The 22578-nt window shown below is 34.6% G+C and carries 18 protein-coding genes; 1 reads left to right on the top strand and 17 read right to left on the bottom strand.

What is annotated here, in order from left to right:
• Positions 1-528: 528 nt before the first annotated feature.
• From C240_RS13745 to C240_RS13725, 5 genes are all read right to left on the bottom strand, one after another.
• Complete coding sequence (locus C240_RS13745; protein WP_271497032.1) at positions 529-2064, bottom strand: helix-turn-helix domain-containing protein; 1536 nt, start codon at positions 2062-2064, stop codon at positions 529-531.
• A 569-nt stretch (positions 2065-2633) separates the two neighbouring features.
• Positions 2634-4016 carry a glutamate decarboxylase gene (locus tag C240_RS13740; protein WP_271497031.1) on the bottom strand — a complete coding sequence of 461 codons (1383 nt, stop codon included), beginning with the start codon at positions 4014-4016 and terminating at the stop codon, positions 2634-2636.
• Positions 4017-4068: 52 nt separating this feature from the next.
• On the bottom strand, positions 4069-5058 hold the full coding sequence (locus tag C240_RS13735) for a choloylglycine hydrolase family protein (protein ID WP_271497030.1): 990 nt from the start codon (positions 5056-5058) through the stop codon (positions 4069-4071).
• 159 nt (positions 5059-5217) lie between these two features.
• Positions 5218-5769 (bottom strand): FUSC family protein, encoded by a 552-nt coding sequence (locus C240_RS13730; protein ID WP_271497029.1) that lies wholly within the window; start codon positions 5767-5769, stop codon positions 5218-5220.
• Positions 5770-5808: 39 nt separating this feature from the next.
• Positions 5809-6555 carry a tyrosine-protein phosphatase gene (locus C240_RS13725; RefSeq protein WP_271497028.1) on the bottom strand — a complete coding sequence of 249 codons (747 nt, stop codon included), beginning with the start codon at positions 6553-6555 and terminating at the stop codon, positions 5809-5811.
• Between the two features lie 214 nt (positions 6556-6769).
• Here C240_RS13725 and C240_RS13720 point away from each other — a divergent pair, with 214 nt between their 5' ends.
• Entirely contained in the window at positions 6770-7375 is a 606-nt protein-coding gene (locus tag C240_RS13720; protein WP_271497027.1) for a helix-hairpin-helix domain-containing protein, read from the top strand.
• Between the two features lie 38 nt (positions 7376-7413).
• Here the strand turns inward: C240_RS13720 and C240_RS13715 are convergent, their stop codons facing one another.
• The 12 genes from C240_RS13715 to C240_RS13660 form a co-directional block, all read right to left on the bottom strand.
• The gene (locus C240_RS13715; protein WP_271497026.1) at positions 7414-9066 is read right to left on the bottom strand and encodes an amino acid ABC transporter ATP-binding/permease protein; all 1653 of its coding nucleotides are present in this window, start codon (positions 9064-9066) and stop codon (positions 7414-7416) included.
• Positions 9067-10791, bottom strand: a complete 1725-nt coding sequence (locus tag C240_RS13710; protein WP_271497069.1) for an ABC transporter ATP-binding protein/permease — start codon at positions 10789-10791, stop codon at positions 9067-9069.
• Positions 10778-11182, bottom strand: a complete 405-nt coding sequence (locus C240_RS13705; protein WP_271497025.1) for a YbaN family protein — start codon at positions 11180-11182, stop codon at positions 10778-10780. The genes C240_RS13710 and C240_RS13705 overlap by 14 nt, the downstream gene beginning before the upstream one ends.
• Complete coding sequence (locus C240_RS13700) at positions 11182-11502, bottom strand: nitrous oxide-stimulated promoter family protein (RefSeq protein ID WP_271497024.1); 321 nt, start codon at positions 11500-11502, stop codon at positions 11182-11184. Before C240_RS13700 ends, C240_RS13705 begins: the two co-directional genes overlap by 1 nt.
• Before the next feature lie 162 nt (positions 11503-11664).
• On the bottom strand, positions 11665-11991 hold the full coding sequence (locus C240_RS13695; RefSeq protein WP_271497023.1) for a ribonuclease G: 327 nt from the start codon (positions 11989-11991) through the stop codon (positions 11665-11667).
• Positions 11992-12442: 451 nt separating this feature from the next.
• Positions 12443-13432 (bottom strand): choloylglycine hydrolase family protein, encoded by a 990-nt coding sequence (locus tag C240_RS13690; RefSeq protein ID WP_271497022.1) that lies wholly within the window; start codon positions 13430-13432, stop codon positions 12443-12445.
• Positions 13433-13556: 124 nt separating this feature from the next.
• Positions 13557-15974, bottom strand: a complete 2418-nt coding sequence (locus C240_RS13685; protein WP_271497021.1) for a YhgE/Pip domain-containing protein — start codon at positions 15972-15974, stop codon at positions 13557-13559.
• Positions 15971-17413: an amino acid permease gene (locus tag C240_RS13680; protein ID WP_271497020.1), complete on the bottom strand. Its 1443-nt coding sequence runs from the start codon at positions 17411-17413 to the stop codon at positions 15971-15973. The genes C240_RS13685 and C240_RS13680 overlap by 4 nt, the downstream gene beginning before the upstream one ends.
• An 81-nt stretch (positions 17414-17494) precedes the next feature.
• Positions 17495-18013, bottom strand: a complete 519-nt coding sequence (locus tag C240_RS13675; RefSeq protein WP_271497019.1) for an HdeD family acid-resistance protein — start codon at positions 18011-18013, stop codon at positions 17495-17497.
• Between the two features lie 562 nt (positions 18014-18575).
• Positions 18576-19607, bottom strand: coding sequence for a LacI family DNA-binding transcriptional regulator (locus C240_RS13670; RefSeq protein ID WP_271497018.1), 1032 nt, complete (start codon positions 19605-19607; stop codon positions 18576-18578).
• Between the two features lie 15 nt (positions 19608-19622).
• Positions 19623-21755 (bottom strand): glycoside hydrolase family 65 protein, encoded by a 2133-nt coding sequence (locus C240_RS13665; RefSeq protein ID WP_271497017.1) that lies wholly within the window; start codon positions 21753-21755, stop codon positions 19623-19625.
• Positions 21742-22578, bottom strand: coding sequence for a carbohydrate ABC transporter permease (locus C240_RS13660; RefSeq protein WP_271497016.1), 837 nt, complete (start codon positions 22576-22578; stop codon positions 21742-21744). Before C240_RS13660 ends, C240_RS13665 begins: the two co-directional genes overlap by 14 nt.

The following is a 22578-nucleotide window of genomic DNA, read 5'->3' as shown; positions in this document are numbered from 1 at the left end:
TATCTATCCCTCTTGTTTTCATTCACAAACCTAATTTACTCTTAACCAGATTTATTAATTAACATGTGTTACGTGCAGCATTCTCTTACAACCTTTTATTTCTAAATTTTATTATTAAAGTAGTCGATCAAATTTAATTGCTTCTTCACGTTATTTAATAATAAATTTTAACATCCGTCACTTGCTTATTTTCACCTAAACTACACAGAAGAATTACCTTTTTATAAGTGAAATCAAGCTTTAGACCACTGATGGTATGTTCGCTTACAAAATAACAAACATTCAGTGCATTGTCGTTCAGATTCAGCTCGTGTTTTATTCTTCTATATAATGAACCACCTCATAATACTAATACAAATGATAAAATCAGATCATTTAGAATTTTATTGGTTTGAACCTAAATCCTCTTAATTTCCCATTGTATACAGACTAGCTCAGCCACTTAAACCACTATAACGTATTTTTTTATTAAACTGATTCGGATAATTCCCAAATTCTCGGGACTTCAACTAACAACGTTTAACTTTTTTAGTTCGCAATCCTTTTTATCTTTCTGTTTAATAATGTACAAAAGATTTTACGTTGTCTTCGGCAACTGATTTTTTGCAAAACCTTTTTTACTTTTTTCTTGTCTATCTCATTAGGGTGAGCATTCCAAATGATTAACTCAGCTTGACTATTTTTCTTGTGCAAAATTTCTGAATAAGAGCGATCTGATATAATCAAATCTACATCTTTATCTGAAAAATCACAAAACTCAATTTTCATATTCGTTTTTGAGATAACGATATTTTTAAAGTATTGATTTACCTGCTCACCAAATTGCGAAATTATGGCTACTTTAATACTGCCCATCCGAAAATCAGAAAATAATAGATCGTAAAGTTCTTGTTGGTACAATTTTTCTATTATCTTTCTATCAGGCAACAATTCTTTAAACTCTTCTTTTCGAAATAACTCACTTGTCATAGTTTCAACAACTTCTGTTAACATCTCAGATATCGCAGGATCACAATCGGTTAAATAAAAATCGTTACTTTTCAAAAAATCTTTTCCACCTTTAAATACCAATAACCCGAGATGCTGGATAACTAAGTTAGTATATAACGTAATTTGTTCTGAAATCGTTAAGTTTAGTGAAAAGTGGTCATAAAATTCTCTCATCCAAAAACTAGAAAGTTGGCTCTCCTGATTTTTGTTTAATTCTATTCTTATATGAACTTTATCTACCTCGCCATATATTCTCCTAGGTTGAAAACAAAATAAGATTAGATAGATAAATAATACTTCTTCTTCTACACTTTCTGCTGGAATATTTTTACTTAAAAATTTAGGTGTTAATTCTTCTTCTAACTCGTTGTACATTCCTTTGTATAAATGAAACTCCGTACAGTCAACAGTTTTTTTTCTTAAATTAACACGGTTAAAGATCGTTCCAATCCAATAGAGGAAAAATTCCGTTTCAGAAACACTTAATTTTCGTGAATAGAATCGCTCGATGATATCAACATATTCAAAAGCGGTTTGCTTTTCAAAATATTTAAATGGCCATTCAATCCCGCCTAACGTGTTCCAATAAAAGTTAAGGTAGAAATATCTGATCTGTATTTCTGTACCTTTAAGCCGGATATTTTTATTCAATTCCAACTCTAATGAAAACTCTTTTACCAATTCTTTAATTTCAACAATATGTGTATAGACCACGGTATAACTAAGGTATCTTTCACTGGCAAATGTTTTGATATCTATAAATTTGTTATGGAATAGTTCATCAATAACTTGATAGATAATTGACTCTTTATAGTAGTAAACCTCAATTTCTTTAACCGAAAATCCATCTAATTGAAGTAAACAGTAACCTAGAATATTTTTATCCAAAATTTCAACGTTACTTTCCCAAGATTCCATATCTTCTCTTAGCAACTCAACTGTACGAACTAACGTTTTATTACTGACATTTAGTTGCTCTGATAATTCTTTCACACTAAAATATCTTGTTTCAGAACTCATTATCTTTATCAAGTTTAATTTTCTAGCAGAAATTTTATCTAAAATTTTGATCATATTCCTCCCTCTTTCCCGACATATTTTTTGTTTGCAAATAATATTTTTTAATTTTTTCTATGTAGATCCTAAAATCAACTAATTTTACTAAAGTTCCTAAACGATGCATTGATTAAAAAAAACATTTTTTATTTTTATATTTTTGTTTTTTATTTTTAATAATACTCAAACATAAATTTTAGTTTAAAATAATTATTTTTCAAGAGCTTACAAATTTAAAATTCCCGAGCATTTGCCCATTTTAAATTAAACCCACGTTCCATTCCATTCCATCTTTTATAGATTTTTTCAAAAAAAATAACAAAAAAATAACATATCATCTTTTTTGAAAGTACAAAAAAATTTAAATTAGCAGCCATTAACACCTTACCTATTATCATTTCAAATCATTTTGTCATCACTTTTTTTCATCAGTTTCTATGTATTGTGTCGGACTTTTTATGTAACTGCCATTTAATAGCCGTGAAAAAGTATACGCTGATAAATTACTGACTCTATGAATACATATATTCATACCCTGTTTTCAAGTTTTCGTTTATCATGCGTATTTCTTTCACTATTGCTCTAAATTAATGTGTAAAACCTTGTACATGTGCTGATTCTTTTTCATGGTACAAAATGCGTGCGTTATTTAAATCTTCTACACATTGATTGAAGTCTCTAATTAATGCTTGAGCCATATTTTGACCTAGATCGGCGCGGCAAACAAAACGCTGAATCACTTGATTATCCAAATCATCAGGAAGTGGATACGCGGGAACTTGCCAACCTTTCATTTGAAGACGATCAGCTAAATCATACAAAGTCCACTCAACATCTGTTTCTTCTTTTAAAGTGTAACAAACGATTGGTAAGTTGCTGCCGTCGTTATAAACATCAAACAATCCTGTCTCTTCAACAGCTTTTGCAATACTTACTGCAGCTTCTTTAGTCCTAGTATGAATTTCTTTATAACCATCAAATCCATAACGATAGAAGTTATAATATTGTCCAATAATTTGGCTAGCACTTCTTGAAAAATTAATCGCCATTGTTGGCATATGTCCGCCTAAATAACTCACGTCAAAGACTAATTCTTCTGGTAAATATTCTTTATCTCGCCATAAAATCCAACCCACACCAGGATAAACTAAACCATATTTATGACCTGAAGTATTAATCGAAATGACATTTTTCAAGCGGAAATCCCATGCTAATTCTGGGTTCACAAATGGTGTAAACATCGCTCCGCTGGCACCATCTACGTGAATCACTAATTCATGTTCATGTGTTTGATTGTATTCTTCTGCTAAATCATTTAAGGCTTGGATATCATCAAATTTACCAGTATAGGTAATACCCCAGATACCTACGATTCCAATTGTATAATCATCAACATAATCCATAACTTTATCAACATTCATACTTAATTCACCATTATCCATAGGTACTTCACGCATTTCAATATCCCAATAAACACAGAACTTTTCCCAACATACTTGGAATCCGGATGAAATAATCAAGTTAGGTTTTTGCGCATTGATATCTAATCCACGTTTAATTGCTTGATTACGCCAGCGGAATTTCATAGCCATTCCACCTAGCATACACGCTTCACTTGATCCTACTGTTGACGTCCCCATTACTCGTTCTTGATCTGGCGCGTTCCACAAGTCAGCTAAGACATTCACACAGCTTGTTTCTAATTCTGCTGTTTGCGGGTATTCTGATTTATCGATAGCGTTTTTTTCCATTGTTTCAGCCATTAACTGTGTCACTTCGGGGTCCATATAGGTTTGACAGAAGGTCGCTAAGTTTTGACGAGCATTTCCTTCATCGATTAATTGGTCCTTGATTAAGCGATATGCGATTTTTGCTTCTACTGGTGATTTATGCATTTTTTTCATTACTACATCTTCCGCTGAAGCTTCTGTTCCAAAAAGTGGGGTTGCTAATTCGTTTGTATTCATCATGTTGATTTCCTCCGATAGTTTGTTTTTTTAGTAGTTTAAATTCGTTTTTTTATTAGTTCAATTCTTTGAAGTTTTCAGTTTTGTCTACATTAAAAGTTACTGGTTCTTCTGAAGTTAATAATTCATCTGTAATCGTCACTTTAGCAACTTGATCGTTGTCGTAAGCACTGAAGTAGTATGAACGGCTTTCGTTACACATTGTTCCTACGTATTGAGAATAGTCTTCCGCACCTTCTGCTGTCACTACAATACCTTTCGGGATTCGGACAGTAGCTAAAATGTGATAAGCGTTCGTTACACCAGATGTTTCATTTTTAGCTTGATCAATGTATTCTTTAAAGAATGCAGCGCGGACAAAACGTTCTGGTGGCGTATAACCTCCAGGTAAGCCCATTGTTCCTGTTCCTTGTGAAAATGGTACTGCCGTATATTCGCCGAATGTTACTGGTTCGTATTGCTTTGGACGAACATTTAAGTAGTTGCGCAAGTTTTCAATATGCCATTCAAAACATGGCGTGTTGGTCATCACCCCAACTGGGTTTTCTTTAATTCTCAATTCTTTTTCTGTTGGTTCGATTACAACGCAGCGACCTGTCTCATCTGTAATGATCCAATGTAGCGGCGTAACAATATTTAGCATTGGTGCCTCTAGCCCTACTAAATTGATTTTATGAATTTGCTTTTCAATTTCTTCAACAGTAGCAAAGTTTCCTAATAACCATAAAATTAATTCATGAGGTGCAAAGTTTTTTTGTCCATTTTCTGCTTCGTTTTGGTAATCAACTTCTCCTGGAAGGTATAATTCCGCAATTGAAAGTCCTTTCTCATTTACTCCATCAGCCAGAAAATATGATTCACCCAACAAGCGTCCTGCTCCTAAAAATCCAAATTGATTAGTGTAAGCTTGCTTGTCTGCTTCTGAAGTCCAGTTATAATTTCTAGGGATATAGGTTGGATTTGGATCTAGTGGAAATGAGAAGTCCATAGTTCTTGATAACAGATGTTTACCGTCGATTGTTTTTGTGAAGATACTTGTGCACATAATGTCACGTCCTTTTCTTTTTTATGTTTTATTTAATTTGCTTTCCTTTACACTCTTTATTTTACAGAGTTATTTGTTGTTTAATTTTTTGATTGTGTCGGTTCTTTCGACAAAATTGGTAGAATGGGATAATTCAAGTATTGAAACAGATTATGCTGTTTATGTTTTTTTCTTTTCCTCTTTTTCTACTTCAATACTTTCTTCTAAACCTTTTATAATATGTGCTTTTTTAGGAGCAAAAAGTAGATTTACCAAAACTGCCATTAGTCCGCCAACAAAAGTAGCTAAAATTCTTTGCAACACGTAATTCGTATCGTTCGCTGGTGCAAGTAGGGTCATTGTAATCATAGTCATCAAAGCACCTCTAACAGTGATCGGACTTTTATCCCCGCCAGAAATAGCTACGGTAAAATAGGTCGCTAGTGGAATTAGAATTAAACGTGTCAAACTAGTATTATTCAAATGATTTTGCAGTAGTAAGTACGCAGTTCCCGCACTACAGCCAATTGCCGTTCCCAAAAGACGATATCTTGCAAAGATCCATGAATCTACTGAGCTTGCGTTGACTCCGAAAACTGCAGTACCTGACGAAATCATCATTAAACTTGTACTATCTTGATTTTTAAAAACTGTATAAAAGACAATACACATAAAGACAACAACCGTCATTTTGATCGTTTTTTGCTCAATGAATCGTTTGGAAATTTTCATGTTACTTACACCTTTCTAGGCTTTTTAAAATAGTTTTTTCTATTTAAGGTAAAGTTTGCGTAATTGTTTAATTTTTTCATCTGAGAAATTTAATACATCATTTACGTACGTTTTAAAATCGCCATATTCTTTATCGATTGTTGAAAATGCTGTTTCTAAGTACGTTTTTTTTACTTCAAGCATTTGTTTTATTTGTGCGATTTGTTCGTTTGATAACTGTTTCGTTTCCTCTACTTGTGATAAAATTTGCTGATTTTCTGATACTCGTTGTGTATTAGTTAGTAAGTAATCTTGATAGATATCTTCGCTCGATACACCTAGTATTTGTAGAATAAGTGCTGCGCCAAAACCTGTCCGATCTTTTCCAGCTGAACAATGAAAAATTAACGATTGTCCCTTTAAATCCAATAATAGATTCAAAAATTGCCGATAACCTTGATGAGCAGAATCTAACAAAACCAAATTTTTGTATATAGCCTCCATCATTTCTTCAGCTGGGATATCTGCGGTCATCATGTTTGCCAGACTGCCATTTTTATCCAGACTGTCCGCTAAAACATCAATAGCTATATATTCAACACCTTTTGGAACAGTATCCGAATCACTTTTTTTCTCTGCTTCACTACGAAAATCAACAATCACTTGTATTTGATTTTCTCGTGTTAAAAAATCCTGTTCAGCTTTTGATAAATTCGCTAGTGTCCCGCTTCTAAAAAGCTGTTGTTGTTTCACGTTTTTATTGTCCGCTCCTACTTTGCCACCAATATCTCTGAAATTTGTAATCATATTTTTAAGAACACTCCTATCTTTTTTAAAGCACTTTTTTGATCGTGCTTCTCTTTTGCTATAACTTATTTTACTGCTGATTCCTTGCAATTTTTTTCTCAATATTGTCGTTTCATTCGACTCTTACTCAAATAATCCTAGCTTCTAATTACTGGTAAATCGTAATTCCTCTAGCTATACTATAATAAGTATTATGAAGATAAAGGAGACAATTATGACGACACTGCCTAATATCGGTAAACCAGCAGCCAATGCTCTCAGTTCAATTGGAATCACAACTCTAGAACAAGTTTCTACATTAGATAAAACTGCACTTTCAAAAATTCACGGTGTCGGTCCTAAAGCAATCGCTATTTTAGAAAAAGCATTAGCAGAACAGCAGTTGACTTTTCAAAGCAATCAGTCAAATACTCTATTACCTAAGACAGACTTTGCTATAATTTGCCCATTCAAATGTGACAATGCTCCAAAAAGACGGATCATTCGTGATTATTTAATTGCCAGCGCATCTGCCAATCAATCAGCATTGGAAACCTTAATTTCTGACTCATTAGAATGGATCGTTTCAGGGGATTGTCAAACAATTGATAAAGCTACTTTCCTTACTTTAATCTGTGAAAATCGCCAAGATATCAGTTCGTTAGAAATTCATTCGATCTTGACTCATAGAAAAGAAGGCTCTGCTCACGGTACAATCACTACAAAAAAAGGGGATAAGATCTATTTTTCAGATATTTTTCGTTTTACTACTAATCCAAAAGATCCGAAAATTAATCAGATTACTTCATTTATCATTAATAAAAAAATGGTTGAGACATAACTCTTTGAGTTATATCTCAACCATTTCTATCTGTTTCATTATTTTTCTAAAGTCAATTGTCCATCTGCTAATTGATACCGTTGATCGGCAATTTTCAAAGTTGTTTCTCGATGAGAAATCAACAAAACCGTTTTATCGTGCATCCCTTCTTTTAAAGAAAGTAAAATCGCTTGCTCGTTCAAATAATCTAAATTGCTTGTAGGCTCATCTAACAGCAAAAATGGTGCATCATGAAGAAACAGTCTAGCCAAACCAAGACGCTGCCGCTCTCCATCAGAAATACTACGATTATTGCCGCCAATTTTGGTCTCGTACTTTTCTGGTAAAGATAGAATCCATTCGTGAATTGATGCTTTTTTTGCAGCAAGTTCAATCTCTTCCTGCGTTGCCATCTCTTTTCCTAAACCAATATTTTTTGCTACACTATCCTCAAAGATAAATGTTGTTTGTTCCATCACTCCTTCAATTTGATGAAGTGATGCTTCTTCGAGGTCAGATACATTCGTCTGGTCAAATAAAATCACACCCGAATTAGGATCCCAATACCGCATCAGTAGTTTCAATAAAGTACTTTTTCCATTTCCACTTTCGCCGCCAATACCAATAACATCACCTTTTTTTATCAAAAGCGATACATCAGAAAGGATATCCTTTTGTACTTCCGCGTAACGAAACGAAATTCGATCTACATGAGCTGTTTCAAAATCTGATTTTACTTCATGACTACTGCTAAAATCAACATCTGGCTGTTCATTGGTTAATACAAATAACCGTCGACCACTTGCCAACGTAGTTAATAACGCGCTACCTAAGCCACTTAAAGCTAAAACTGAGCCGAAGGAACTTAAGCTTAAAATCACACCAGTTAGAACAACTTCTACACTCAAGTGAGCTTGGGTTCCAATGATAAAAATACTGACAGCTGTTGCTATTAAAACAATCTCACTCCAAATTTTAAGTTCACTTTCTTGAGCTAGTCTACGTTTATATTGACTATTTAATTGTTGCCCTGATTGGTTTAATTTTTTTACTTGTTCTATCTCAAGAGAATATTGAGCAATATCTTGTAAACTATTAATGTCTTCTATTACATTTTGATTTAATGATACAAACGCTTGTTGATAATCGTCACCTAAAGCACGACTATTGCGATAGCCAATTACTGGAATCAAGATTCCGACTAACAACTGCCCTACTAATAACAACAATGAAAGTAATGGGCTGTAGAAATACAAATAACCAACTGTCACAATTGTTGTCCCAGCAGCTATCAAAATCGGTGAAATCGTATGGGCAAAGAAAACCTCTAACGCTTCTACATCCGATGTGATCGCAGTCACCAGATCACCGCTTTTTTTACCTACTAATTTAGCTGGACCCAATTTACGAATCGATGCAAAAATTTGTTCCCGAATAACTGCCAATAAATTAAACGCAATATCATGATTTAAATATTGTTCGCCATATCTGGCTACTCCGCGAATTACCCCACATAAAAGCATCAAAAATAACGCTCGCATAGGTTGAGCATGATTACCACTGGCTATAGATAAAACTTCTCTTAGACCTATGATTGGAATCGCTACAACAGATAAATTACTGAGAATCCCTAAGAATACTGCAGTAAAAACTTTCCCCTTTACATGACTAACGAATGACAGCAACCACTGGATTAGTGCACTTTCTTTCATTTATTGCTCACCTCCGCTGATTACTGATTGCTCTTGTTTAAAGTAATTTTTAAAATACATAGATTCCTCTTGTAAGACAGCTGGTGCACCCATTTCTACCAATTCACCTTTATCAAAAACAAGAACTTGATCTGCATTTAAAACATTATATAATCGATGAGAAATGAATATCACCAAACGGACTCGCGCTAATTCTTTCAAACATGCTAAGATAATTTCCTCGCTTTTTAGGTCAATACCTGAAGTGATTTCATCAAATACATATAATTCTGCATCTCTAAGCAACGCTCTGGCTAATAACAATCTTTGTCTCTGCCCGCCTGATAAGTTGCCGCCATTTTCATCTAAAATTGTCAACAACTTTTCTGGTAACTTTTTCACAAAACTAGCTAACTGAACTTTTTCCAATACTGCCCAAAGTTCTTCGTCTGTTGCCAGTTTATTTCCCAGCAATAAATTTTCTTTAATTGACGTCGGATACACATAGCCATGATTATCAACCAAAATTGATTTTTGCTTAACTGTAGTTTTAGAGAGTTCACGTAATTCAACATCATTCCAATAAATATCGCCTTGATATTGAGACAACTGATGGAGTAATAAACGGACAACTGTACTCTTTCCAGATCCGGATTTTCCAACTAACGCCGTGAATTCACCTCGCTTAACAGTGAAAGATAAGTTTTGTAATACTTCTGTTTCTGCTTCTTCATATTTAAAGTAAACCCGTTCAATTTTCAACTGTTCTAAAGGAGCACTTAACGAGATCTCACCATAAGTTTGTTCCGGCAACTCTAAATAAGAAAATAGCTTTTTACACGCACTGATTCCATTCATTGCCACATGGAATAATGAACCAAGTTGACGCATCGGAATAAAAAATTCAGCACTTAATAAGATAAACAAAAACATACCTGTTAATGAAATAGTACTTTGAGCATACGCAAATAATGCTAACCCAATTCCTAATGCTGCGCCGCAATATGACACGATATCCATAATCGTAATCGAATTTAGCTGCATTGATAAAAGACTCATCGTTACTTTTCTAAAACGTTCAGCATCTAATACAGCTTCATTTTGCTTATTACCATCTTGATCATAGGCTTTTAGTGTACTTAAGCCACTTAAATTTTCATGAAATCTAGCGCCTAAATCTGTATATTGCGTCCAATAACCACTTAAAATACGTTTGGCAATTTTCATCACGCTCATGATAATCAGCGGAATCAACGGCATACAAACTAAAAGAACCACAGCAGGCTGCCAAGCAAAACTTACAAGTGCTCCAAAAATCAGTAGTGAAGCAAACAAGCAATAAAATAATTGCGGTAAGAAACGTGCATAATAAATTTCCAATTGCTCGATTCCATCTACTGATAATTTGGCAAGTGCTGCTGAAGATAATTGTCCTTGACTTTTTCCTAGTCGAAACGCTTTTTCCATTACAGCCTGACGCATCGCAAGCCTTAATTCAGAAGATGCTTGATAGGTTAATTGCTCCATCCACCACGTCAACAAAATCTTAACAAGCAGTGTACCTATGAAAGTTACAAGCAATGTCGATAACATGATTTCACCTGTCAGTAAATAATTCGCCAGTTGTTCTGCAATTACCCACCACATAATAATCGATGCTGCTAAATAAATCAGACGAGCAATCACAAGTTTAAAAAGATTCTTTTTTTCAGTCAGTTGAAATAAGCGCTTATCAATCATCTGCATCACCTAATTCAGGCGTCCGATTAACAGCCTTACCTTTTCCTTTTAGATACCAAGTTAATCCAATCACGTGAGCGATATAAACAACACTCAAAGTAATCCGCATCACCAAATTATCCACTAATAAACCCGGAATCAGAAAAATAATAAATATCATTACAAACATTCGGATCATTCCTTTGGTAGTAATATTTTTATTCACCAAAGCATCTTGCACATATTTTTGATAACTATCCGACTGAACAAATTTTTGATATAACTTATCTGAACTTCGCAGCCAGAAAAAGCCAGTCAATAAATAAAACACAGTCGTAGGTAAAAACGGCAGGAAAATCCCAATTGTCCCTAAAGCAAACGTCAATGATCCTAAAAAAATAAATAACCATTTCTTCATTACTCAACACTCCTTGTTAATCCGCGATAAGCGTGTCTCAGTGTTAAAACTGGATGTTTGAAGAGCATACGTGGACCTGAATACCGCATAATCTTTTTCATTTGTTCCCGATATTTAGGTTGGTAACAGTGAACTGGACAACGTTGACAAGTTGTTTTTTCTTCGCCAAACTGACAAAATTCTAAACGTTTCCTTGCATAATTTAGCATTCTATCTTCTGGAATTGCCTCTTCTTCTTGATTACGGTAATAAATTCGAATCATAACTTCCATTAAACGAATTTCCTCCATAATAATGGGTCCAGAATTTTTCTCTCTCATCTCGTACGGTACCTCCTAAATATCATCTTGCTCAGTATAACACATACTACAGTAACTGAGAATGATTATCAGTAACTTCCTTAGTTTTTACTTTTTACAATTTATAGAGAAGTAAAAAGACACTACGGTAAAAATCAACCGCAGTGTCTTTTTCTATTTTATTTAGTAATTTACAAGGTAAGAAAATAGAATGATTCCTAAAAATAGATATAAAACAATAAGTGCAATCACAAGAATAAACCAAACAAATCCAGCACGATTCCATGTTTTTTGGATTTCTTTAAATGTGTTAACATCTTCCATTAGAAATTGACCACTATTCCAAGCCCATTCATTTCCTTTAAAACCACAAACAAATACCCACACAATGTTGAAAAACGGAATTAAGCAAAGTAAAGGCAAATATGTTCTATTTCCAATACCCCAAATAATACTGAACATAAACGCTCCCCAGTTCCAACCTTTAATTTCATTAGGTGCTTCTCCCATAAGTTTTAACCCCTTTCTTTTTTTATTAGTAAAAAATATTTTTCACTGAATACATTTTATCATTTGTAGTAAATTATGTCAGCCGCTTTGACAAATTATTGTTTTAATATTGAATAATTCCCTTTTCTCATCAATAAAGGCAGCTTTTTCTTTCTATTATTTTTAATTATCTACTCAAAAAAATAAGAGTGTGAAGTAAAACTAAAAATCAGTTTTACTCCACGCTCTTACTCCAAATATTCATCCTATGGAATTTTTAATTTCGGCTACTGCATAAATCTTTTTATATGCACGTCCGTTTCTTCATGCCACAAAATACACTTTAATGTCTTCTTGCAAATCCTTGATTATTACTGTCACTAAGTTTTAACCTAAATCGGGACAACCAGATAAGTTTACTATGTGCTTGTTTGGATAATTTTTCTATGTATTAAGTCTGAAACAACCAGACTTAATTTAAGCTTTTAAAAGTTTCTGTTTTATCTACTAAAAATGAGATTGGTTTATCTACTTCTAATAGGTCATCTGTAATCGTTACTTTAGCAATTTGGCTGTTGTCATAACTGTTGAAGTAGTATGAACGACTTTGGTTACACATTGTACCAACATATTGGGAATAATCTTGTGCACCTTCTTGAGTAACAACAATGCCTTTTGGAATACGAACAGTTGCTAAAATATGGTAGGCGTTTGTAACACCTGCTGCTTCGTTTTCAGCCTCGTCAATATATTCTTTGAAAAATGCAGCGCGGACAAAACGTTCCGGTGGCGTATAGCCGCCAGGCAAGCCCATTGTTCCTGTTCCTTGTGAAAATGGCACTGCTGTAAATTCACCGAATGTTACTGGTTCGTATTGTTTTGGGCGAACGTTTAAATAGTTGCGTAAATTTTCAACATGCCATTCAAAACGTGGAGTATTTGTCATCACACCAACTGGATTTTCTTTAATCTTCAATTCTTTTTCTGTTGGTTCGATAATCACACAGCGACCCGTTTCATCTGTAATAATCCAATGTAGAGGCGTTACGATATTTAGCATTGGCGCTTTTACTGCAACCAGATTAACTTCATTTAGTTTTGTTTCGATTTCTTTAATTGAGCCGAAATTTCCTAACATCCATAAAATTAATTCATGAGGTGCTAAATTATTTTTATTTTCTTCTGGAGCTTCTTGATATTGCGCTTCTCCAGGTAAATATAATTCCGCGATTGATAAACCTTTTTCATTTACACCATCTGCTACAAAATACGCTGTTCCTAATAAACGTCCAGCTCCGATAAAACCAAATTTATTTTCATGTGATACATTGTCTGCTCCTGATTCCCATTTGTAGTTTCTTGGGATATACAGTGGACTTGGGTCTAAAGGAAATGAAAAGTCCATTGTTCTTGATAATAAGCTTTTCCCATCAGTTGTTTTTGTAAAAATACTTGTACACATAATTTGGCACGTCCTTTTCTTTTTTAGGTTCTTTGTTTTGTTTATACTACTTATTTTACGTTTTTTTTATGTATTTTATTTCAAGATTCTGTCGAGTCTTTCGACAGAATCTCGAAATGAATGTCTATTGTTCTACTGCTTGTAATTCTTGGTTATTATCTAGTTGTGATATTCCTGCTAAGTGTTTTCTTTGCAACAAGTTCATAGAAATTCCTAGTAAAATAACGAAGGCTATGAATACGAAACTTAGAACAGCAACACTATGATTAAACATTGGTGCACCAATTCCGCCTGAAATTGCTTCACGGAATCCATAGATTGAATAAGACATTGGCAAGTATGGGTGGATTGCATTAAAGAATCCATTGGTTAACGGCATTGGGAATGTTCCACCAGCTCCGCCTAGTTGTAATACAAGGAGAATCATCGCAACAAATCTTCCTGGGTTATCAAAGGTCATTGCGAAGAACATAACTAAGAACATATATGCCCAAGCACTGATGAAGGCCATTAGATAGAATGAGCCGATATTATCTACGTGTAAACCGATCATTAACATTACTGTTGCTTCGATTGCTGCCATTGCAGTTGATACAGCAAATCCAATTGCTACTTTACTTAACCACCAGTTACGAGAAGATTGACCGGCCATTGAAACTTTACGAATTGGGAAGACAAAGTTAAAGACTAAACATCCGACAAATAGTGCAAGTGACATAATATATGGGGATAAAGCTTCTCCATAGTTTGATACATGACTATATTCATCAAGTTTTAAATTCGTTGGATCAGCGAACATTTCGATGTTCTTTTGACCTAAATCAGCTTTTCCGGCTAATTCTGCCGCTTCACCTAGTGCTGTTGCTAATTGATCTGAACCAGATTCTAATTGATCGACTCCGCTCATTAATTGTGGAGAGTTGTCATTTAGTTCAGCTAAGCCACTATTTAATTGTACTGCACCACTGTTTAACTGTGTAACGCCTGATGCTAGAGTCGGCATTTGAGCTGATAATTGATTTAATCCTGTAGACAACTGATTTCCGCCATCTGTTAATTGATCGACACCTGCTAATGCAGCTGGTAGTTCGGTGCTTAATTGATTTAAATCTGCTGAGGCTCTATCTAAATCATTGACTAACGTTGTTGCATTTAAACTTAATGGAGCAATATTTAAGATTGCAAAAACATCATTTGTACCATTTTGGATTTCGTTGAAACCAACTTTTAGATTTGCAGTGTTGGCAGAAATTCCTGCCGCTAATTCGCTTAAAGCTCTAGCTTGTGTTGCTAATTGTTCAGCAGACGCTTTGGCTTGTTGAATATTGCCTGATAGCGCTGCTGTTTCAGATTGAATTTTAGCATTTTGAGCTGATTCAAAGGCAGCGATTTGACCGCTAATTTCTGCTACTAATTGACTTTTTGTTGCTTCTTCAATTCCTTCTTGGCGGCTAATACTTTCTGCAATTTGACTTTGCAAACTAGAAGAATCAACGGCTAATTTACTGTTTAATTCACCTAATTGTGCACCTAGTTGGTCTAAATCAGCTGAAATTTGAGCTGATTCAATTGATGTATTTTCTAATGCTTTTGAGTCACTTAAAATTTTATCTAGGTCTGCTTGTGCTTGATCTAAATTGTGTTGAATTGTTGCTTTTGATGTTGCATCTAAACTGTTATCAACATTTTTTAAGGCTTGTTCTAATTCTTTACTTCCTTGAGAAAGTTCTGCTAAACCAGCACTTAATGCATTGACTTTACCGCTGATTGGTTGTGTTTTACTATCAATCGTATTAAGAGCTGAGCTTAATTCTGCCGCTCCTGAATCTAGTTGACCGACACCTGAGCTTAAAGGGCCAATGTTGCTGGCTAATTCATTTGTACCATCTGCTAATTGTGTTGAACCATCTGCTGCTTGAGAAACACCATCTGTATATTGTGATAAGCCACTCTCTAATTGAGAAGTACCTGCTGCTAATTGATTCGCACCGTCAGAAGCTTGGTCCATACCTTTAGCAGCTTCTTTACCAACTTCGTTTAATGCTGTCACATAAGATTCTGTTACGCTATCTCTAACTTGTGACTCTAAGCTTGTTGCACCAATTTGAGAAATTTCTTCTCCGATATAGTTAAGTGATCCATTTGTTGTATACGTAAGTTCCATTTTTTTCGGGTCTTTATCTAGTAAAGTTGTTGCATCTTTGGAGAAATCTTTTGGAATAGTGACGATCATATAATAATGTAAGTCTTTCATTCCTTTCTCAGCTTCAGCCGCCGAGACGAATTCCCATTTTAAATCGTGATTGGTTTTTAATTGATCAACGAGTTGTTCACCCACATTGACCTTTTGTCCCATCATTTCCACAGGTTTATCTTCATTTACTACTGCAACTGGCAAGTCTTTCGCTCGACCATAAGGGTCCCAAACTGATTTTGAGAAGAACCCTGCATATAAAATTGGGATAAAGGTAATCGCAAGTACTGAAATAAGTAAGATTTTATTTTTAAAGATATTAATGAATTCTTGTTTAATCATTTTCATATAGTTTGCTCCTCTTTAGCTGTATTTACTTTATTTTCTGATTTACGACGACTGTAAAAACGATAGAATACGAATGGAATCGCCAATGTAACTAGATAACTAATGCCTAATGTAATAAGATACGTATGAATTTGCGCTCCTTTTAATTCGCTTGGTGCAATCATTGAAGAACCGATGGCTAAAAGTGACAATAGTAGTCCTGCTCCAGCGATTAATGCTTTACCAATTTTTCCACCTGGTACTTGATACGTTCTTTCTAACCCTTGATTAGAGCGTTTGAAGATCAAGACAAAGTAGGCAACGAAGAATAATACATAAGCACTTAAGTAAATAATTACAGTTAGTGAAATGGCTGTTAGGAAGGAAACGTTACTACCTCCACCGCCAAGTGTTAAAACTGCAGCCCAGATTGTTACGACAATTCCTTGTACAATCAATAGTGCAACTGGAACTTGATTGTCATTAACTTTTTTGAAACGCTCAGGAATTAGACCTTTTTGAGCAACGGTTCTTAAACCTTCAGTTGGTCCAACAATCCATGAACAAACTTGAGCTAACACACCGAATGCGACTAACATTGCAACAATTTTTACTACCCAAGTTAATTGACCATTTTCTGAAAGGATCAATGTTTGGAAAGTTTGAACAACACCTGAGTTTAAAGATAATTTATCAGCTGGAACGACCATTGAGACAGCACTTCCGCCGATAGTACTTAATAGAATACCGACAATTACTAAAATGAACATTGCTAATGGATAATTTTTCTTAGGATTCTCTAATTCATTAATATGCGGCGCTGATGCTTCAACACCCATGTACGCTAACATAAATGAAGCAAGTGCGGCAAAATCTTTCCCTTTTGGCAAGAATCCTTTATCTGTAAATGAAGTTGCTACTGGGTGACCACCAACAACGATGTATTTAATTGTTAAAATTAACATTAATCCAACTGGGATAATAATTCCTACGATAAAACCTGCTTTGGCAACTTTAGCTGTTGTCTCTGTCCCTTTAAATTGAAGCAGTGTTGCAATCCAGAAGATAATAATTACACTGAGAAATTTCAACATTGGATTATCATTTAATGCCGGAACACCTGCTGCGTAAGAAACAGATCCGATAATGAAGTAAATCATTGTGACAAAACCAACTGTGATTTGAAACCATTGGAAGAAGATAGCGGCAAAACCGTATTTCTCACCTAATGTTTTTCCAACCCAACCGAAGATTCCGCCTTCTTGGTACCCTTTAATTGTTGCCATTTCTGCTGAACATAGTGCAACTGGTAAGAACCAGAACAACCCACAGATTAATAAGAAGAAAACTAAAGTCATTCCTGACATTGCAAATGTTGGATATTCATAAACTGTGATAAAAAGTGACGCCGTCATGGCGAAGAAACTGAATAATGATAACTTTCTTTTATTCTCTGACATACTATTTTTTCCTCTCTTCGTTTAAGTTTTAGAACCAGACGGCGCCGGTTCTTTTTACGTTTTTAATTTAACATGTCACATTTAGAATGCTGAGATCAAGTAGTTGATTCCCGCTAGTAAAAGATAGAAACCAACTAAGAATGCTAATGTTAATGCTGATACTAAAGGATTGAAGAATAACATGACACCGATGATTACTCCGATGATATTTACAATTAGTGAAAACCAATAGTAACCAGTACCAATTTCTTTCGCACTATCTTTGTGGATTAATCGGACAACTGAGTCACTAATAAACCAAATTGCAAAGATGAATGGTGATACAATCACTCCGAATGCTAAGTGGAATAAAAAGAAAATCCCAATTAATAGATCAACGATTCCAATTAAAAGACTTGTATTTGAATGCTTTTCTGTTGTTTCTTTATTTTTGCTTCGTGCGATTAACTCAACTGCTCCTTTTATAATTGCTGAAATTGCGAAAAAGATTACGAGTGCAGCTAGATCTTGTGCAGGGTTTTGAAAAGCTAATACTGCAACCCATGCATATAATATTCCAACGATGAAACGTCCTAAATTAAATTTTCTTGTTTTTGTCATTTCTTATTTCCTCCAGTCAATTTGTTTTTGTTGATGATTGTTTTTCTCTCTCAACTTTGTATATTTAGTATAAGGAATAAAGTGCTGTTACAATTTTCGTATTGTGTCGTGTCATACGAGACAAATGTTGAAATTGTTCATTGTTATAAAATTAAGTGAAATAGCTGTATTTTTTGAAGCCCTCCATTCTTTTACTCGTTTGCATTACTTTGTTGCAACTTGATATACATAGTATAGATGTAAAACTGTATTAAAATTTTTCATATCTTGTCGCGTGATACGAGACAAAAGTTAAAATCGTTAGCTGACTTGCGCTCAAGTACTTTTAAACATGCGTAATTTGAAGTCCTCCGTTCCTTTTATTGATTTGTTTTAACTTGGTATATGTAGTATAAAATAGAAGTGTTTCTAGAAAATTTCATTTCATGTCGGGTGATGCGAGCCAAATGTCAAAATTGAAGTTAATAGTCACAATATGTTATTTCAAACAAAAAATAGCCTTACAACAAAACAATGATCGTTTTGTCTAAGACTATTTTTTACTATTATATAGAAGAAAAAATTATTTTTGATCTTTTTTTACATCCGCTACACTTTCACGATAATGAATATCATGTGGAATAATCCAGTGATTGATTTTTTCTTCCAAATTATCCTTAATGATCTCAGTTAAAAGTTTTGCTGCCTCAAATCCAATGGTTTCCATATCTTGAGCTACAGATGTTAATGTCGGCGTAACATACGATGCTAAAACAATATCGTCAAAGCCGATAATTGAAAGATCTTCTGGTACTTTTTTACCCATATCTCTTGCAGCACGCATCGCACCAATAGCAATGATATCGCTGGCACAAAACAGAGCAGTAATTTCTTTATGACTACTCAATAAATTTTTGGTAATTAAAAAAGCAATATCTTCATCAAAGTTGGCATATTGTACATAGGATTCATTAACTAACAAATCATTTTTTTCCAATGCCTGCCGGTAACCTGATTCACGTAAAGTACTAACATTGGCATCTCTACTTCCATTAATCATCCCGATGTTTTGATGCCCTCTACTAATCAAATAATTAACTGCTTCCAGCGAAGCTGCCTCGCTATCGATTGAGACGGTTCCCACTTGAGGATTATCCATTACAATATCAATCAAAACTGTCGGTAAACTGGTTTCCTGAATTTCATAATAATATGGATCTGTCATTTTTAATCCTTGAATAACAGCGCCGGTAATATTATGCTCATTACAAAATTGACGAAAGGTTTTGGATTCTTGTTTTTCTGTACTTGTTCCATAGAAAACAAACTCGAAATCCGATTGCTCCGTAAATTTATATACGCCATTCAATACTTCTAGCGGCATCGTTGATTTCCGGTTAAAATTAAACTCATTTAAAATCAAGGCAATGGTTTGCTGTGATTTTGAGGATAATGTTCTAGCAGCCATATTCGGTGTATAGTCCAGCTCTTTAGCAACCTCAAAAATTTTTTCTTTTGTTTCTTGATTGATATCACTATAGCCATTAAAAACTTTAGACACAGTTGCAATCGAAACTCCAGCAACTTTAGCTACATCACGAATGGTTGCACGCACATCAGAAACCTCCTTTTAGTTGATTCGTACATCCTTACCAGAATATGCCACATTCAGCTGTGAACTTGGAAGTAATGTACAATTAATTGTTTCTTGATTAAGAACGACCTCAATTAGTTCGCCTTGATAGAGGATTTTAAATTTTAGCTCCTCAATTTCTTTTGGTAAATAATTGGTCATATGCAGCCCCTGGTCATATCTAAGTCCAGCAAATCCGTAAATCAGACTTAACCAGCTACCGCCCATATTAGCTGCATGGATTCCATCCTCCACATTTCCTTGCAAATCTGTTAAATCCATTAATGCTGTGTCCATAAAATAATGGTAGGCTTTTTCCAGCTGTCCTGTTCGACTTGCCATAATACTGAAAATTGAGCGTGATAATGACGAATCATGGGTCGTTACTCGTTCATAGTAATCATAATCTCTCAGCAATTGGTCTTGAGTAAAATCGTCCGTAAAAAGCATTTCTGCCAAAACAGTATCTGCTTGTTTGCACACTTGATATTTATAAATAATCATCGGATGATAGTGCAGCAACAACGGGTATTTCTCTTTTGGTGTTTTTGCAAAATCCCAAATCGCTTGCTCTAAAAATTCATCATCTTGGTTCGTAATCTGTTTTTCTTGATTATAACCGAAATACATCAAATCAGCTGCTTTTAGCCATTCTTTACGCTCGTTTTTGTAACAATTCAAGCGTTCAGCTAAAGAAACTGCATAGCGTAAATTATTTTGCGCCATTTTGTTTGTATAAAAATTATTATTGACTAAAGCACTGTATTCATCAGGACCTGTTACACCGTTGATACAAAAAGCAAGTTTACCTTCTTTATCCAGAAAATCACCGAAGCTTAACCAAAATTTAGCTGTTTCAAAAACTACTTGACTACCTTTATTTTGGATAAATTCTTTATCTCCGGTAATTCGCTCGTACAATTGAAAACCATACACAATATCCGCATTGATATGAACTTGCGCGGTTCCTGCTGGGTAGTAAGCACTTGTCTCCTGACCATCAATCGTCCGCCACGCAAACAATGCTCCATCCTGATCTAACTCTTGTGCTCGTTTTTTGGCCTGCTCTAAAATAGTATAACGATAAGTTAACAAAGCTTTTGCTGTTTCCGGTTGTGTATAAATGAAAAACGGCAACATATACATTTCGGTATCCCAAAAATAATGACCTTCATATCCTTCACCCGTCAACCCTTTTGCAGCAAAGTTCGTCTTGCCATCACGTCCTGCTCCTTGATTTAAATGGAACAGGTTAAAACGAATCCCTTTTTGCAGTTCATTATTCCCTTTTATTTCAATATCGCTAGCCAACCAAAATTTCTCGTAAGCCGCTTTTTGTTCTTGAACTAAAGTTTCATAATCGGCTATTTCACATTGAAAAATCGACTGTTCAGCAATCTTTTCATCAAAAATCGAACTAACCTGAAAAATCAAATCAACCTGATCTTTACCTATTATAAAACTATCATCGCTATTTATCACACGAATTGCAAGTTTTTTTTGGCTGTTTTTTGTCTCAAAATGATAAATATTTTCTTGTTGTTCAATCTGTAAATCCTGTTCTTTACTAACTACGCGCGGATCATCAACAATTCCCTCAACAACTTCACTTTTTTGAAAAAGGGTCTGTGTTAGGTAAATTGGTTCTTCAAAAGTATAATTTTCCACTTCATAGCGGCAAACAAATAATTCACTGCGTGTAAGCGAGGCAAAAGATGTCAGCTTTAGTTCAAATGTTTTCCCAATTGGTGTTTCAACCGCATAAGATTCAAATAATATCCCTTGTTTCATATCTAGTTGTGTCTCTAATAGCTTGATTTGCCACTCTGTATCAGCTGAATTTTCTTCACCTATTTGCAAGATCACGCCACGTAAATTCGGCAATTTACAAATCGTTTGATGCTCTTTGGCGTATCCATAAGCCCATTCACCATATTGAATTTTTTCACTCTCAAAAAATCCATTGACAAATGTTCCCGGATTACCAGAATAAAATTGATTAATTTTTAACGGATTCCCGGCCCGCACACCAAAATGTCCATTACCTACAGCGAATAAAGTTTCCAAATATTCAGCTTTCTGATGGTTTAATTCCTTACTATCTAAAATAAATGCTCTATTTTTCTCCATCCATTCTCACTCCTTGCAGGAAGTACTTATTGAAAATCAAATACAAAATGATAATTGGAATAATCGTGATAACACTTGCTGCCATCGTCTGATCCCAGCGGACACCGCCATTTTGACTTTGAAACGTTTGTAACCCTAGAGTCAAAGTATATTTGCTTGGCGTCGTTAAGTAAAGCATTGGTTTCATAAATTCATTCCAAAAACTCATAAAAATGAAAACAGCTTGGGTGGCAATTGATGGTTTTGCTAAGGGCATTACAATTCTAAAGAAGGTTTGAAACCTGCCTAGCCCATCCAACGCCGCCGCTTCTTCTACATCGGTTGGAAAAGATAAGAAAAATTGACGCATCATAAAAATATTCCCAATATTAATCGCTGCAGGTAAAATCAGTGCTGAAAAACTATCCAACATTCCTAAGTTCATTAGAATCAAATAATTAGGAATCAACAAAACTTGTGCCGGCACCATCATCAATGCTAAAAAGCCATAATAAATCCGCTGACGTCCAGGGAAGTTCAATCGCGCTAATGCATATCCTGCCATCGTGTTTAACAAAATATTGATCGCTGTTCCAATCACAGAAATAATCACCGAGTTGATAAACCAGCGTGTAAATAAAGAAGAACGCCCCAAAACATATTGATAATTTCCCCATGTAAAATTTTGTGGAATTAAACTTAAATCCCCAGAAACAATTTCTTTTAATGGTTTAAAGGATGCAGCAATCGCCCAAATAAACGGATAAAACGTTGCAATGGCATAAATAATAAGAACTGCATACAAAATCCCTTTTGCTATTTTTTCTTTTTTGGTCGTTTTCAT

Source organism: Enterococcus sp. 5H (assembly GCF_028128615.1).
In the GTDB taxonomy this organism is placed as follows: Bacteria; Bacillota; Bacilli; order Lactobacillales; family Enterococcaceae; genus Enterococcus_L.
The sequence above is the reverse complement of the archived record's forward strand: the minus strand, read 5'-3'. Positions and strand labels throughout refer to the sequence as shown.

Coding starts and splice junctions, on each gene's coding strand:
- C240_RS13735 (WP_271497030.1), bottom strand. CDS start 5,058: ATGTGCACAAGTATCTTCACAAAAACAATCGACGGTAAACATCTGTTA.
- C240_RS13745 (WP_271497032.1), bottom strand. CDS start 2,064: ATGATCAAAATTTTAGATAAAATTTCTGCTAGAAAATTAAACTTGATA.
- C240_RS13685 (WP_271497021.1), bottom strand. CDS start 15,974: ATGAAAATGATTAAACAAGAATTCATTAATATCTTTAAAAATAAAATC.
- C240_RS13715 (WP_271497026.1), bottom strand. CDS start 9,066: ATGAAAGAAAGTGCACTAATCCAGTGGTTGCTGTCATTCGTTAGTCAT.
- C240_RS13680 (WP_271497020.1), bottom strand. CDS start 17,413: ATGTCAGAGAATAAAAGAAAGTTATCATTATTCAGTTTCTTCGCCATG.
- C240_RS13705 (WP_271497025.1), bottom strand. CDS start 11,182: ATGAAGAAATGGTTATTTATTTTTTTAGGATCATTGACGTTTGCTTTA.
- C240_RS13660 (WP_271497016.1), bottom strand. CDS start 22,578: ATGAAAACGACCAAAAAAGAAAAAATAGCAAAAGGGATTTTGTATGCA.
- C240_RS13710 (WP_271497069.1), bottom strand. CDS start 10,791: ATGCAGATGATTGATAAGCGCTTATTTCAACTGACTGAAAAAAAGAAT.
- C240_RS13695 (WP_271497023.1), bottom strand. CDS start 11,991: ATGGGAGAAGCACCTAATGAAATTAAAGGTTGGAACTGGGGAGCGTTT.
- C240_RS13700 (WP_271497024.1), bottom strand. CDS start 11,502: ATGAGAGAGAAAAATTCTGGACCCATTATTATGGAGGAAATTCGTTTA.
- C240_RS13730 (WP_271497029.1), bottom strand. CDS start 5,769: ATGAAAATTTCCAAACGATTCATTGAGCAAAAAACGATCAAAATGACG.
- C240_RS13690 (WP_271497022.1), bottom strand. CDS start 13,432: ATGTGTACAAGTATTTTTACAAAAACAACTGATGGGAAAAGCTTATTA.
- C240_RS13665 (WP_271497017.1), bottom strand. CDS start 21,755: ATGGAGAAAAATAGAGCATTTATTTTAGATAGTAAGGAATTAAACCAT.
- C240_RS13740 (WP_271497031.1), bottom strand. CDS start 4,016: ATGATGAATACAAACGAATTAGCAACCCCACTTTTTGGAACAGAAGCT.
- C240_RS13725 (WP_271497028.1), bottom strand. CDS start 6,555: ATGATTACAAATTTCAGAGATATTGGTGGCAAAGTAGGAGCGGACAAT.
- C240_RS13675 (WP_271497019.1), bottom strand. CDS start 18,013: ATGACAAAAACAAGAAAATTTAATTTAGGACGTTTCATCGTTGGAATA.
- C240_RS13720 (WP_271497027.1), top strand. CDS start 6,770: ATGACGACACTGCCTAATATCGGTAAACCAGCAGCCAATGCTCTCAGT.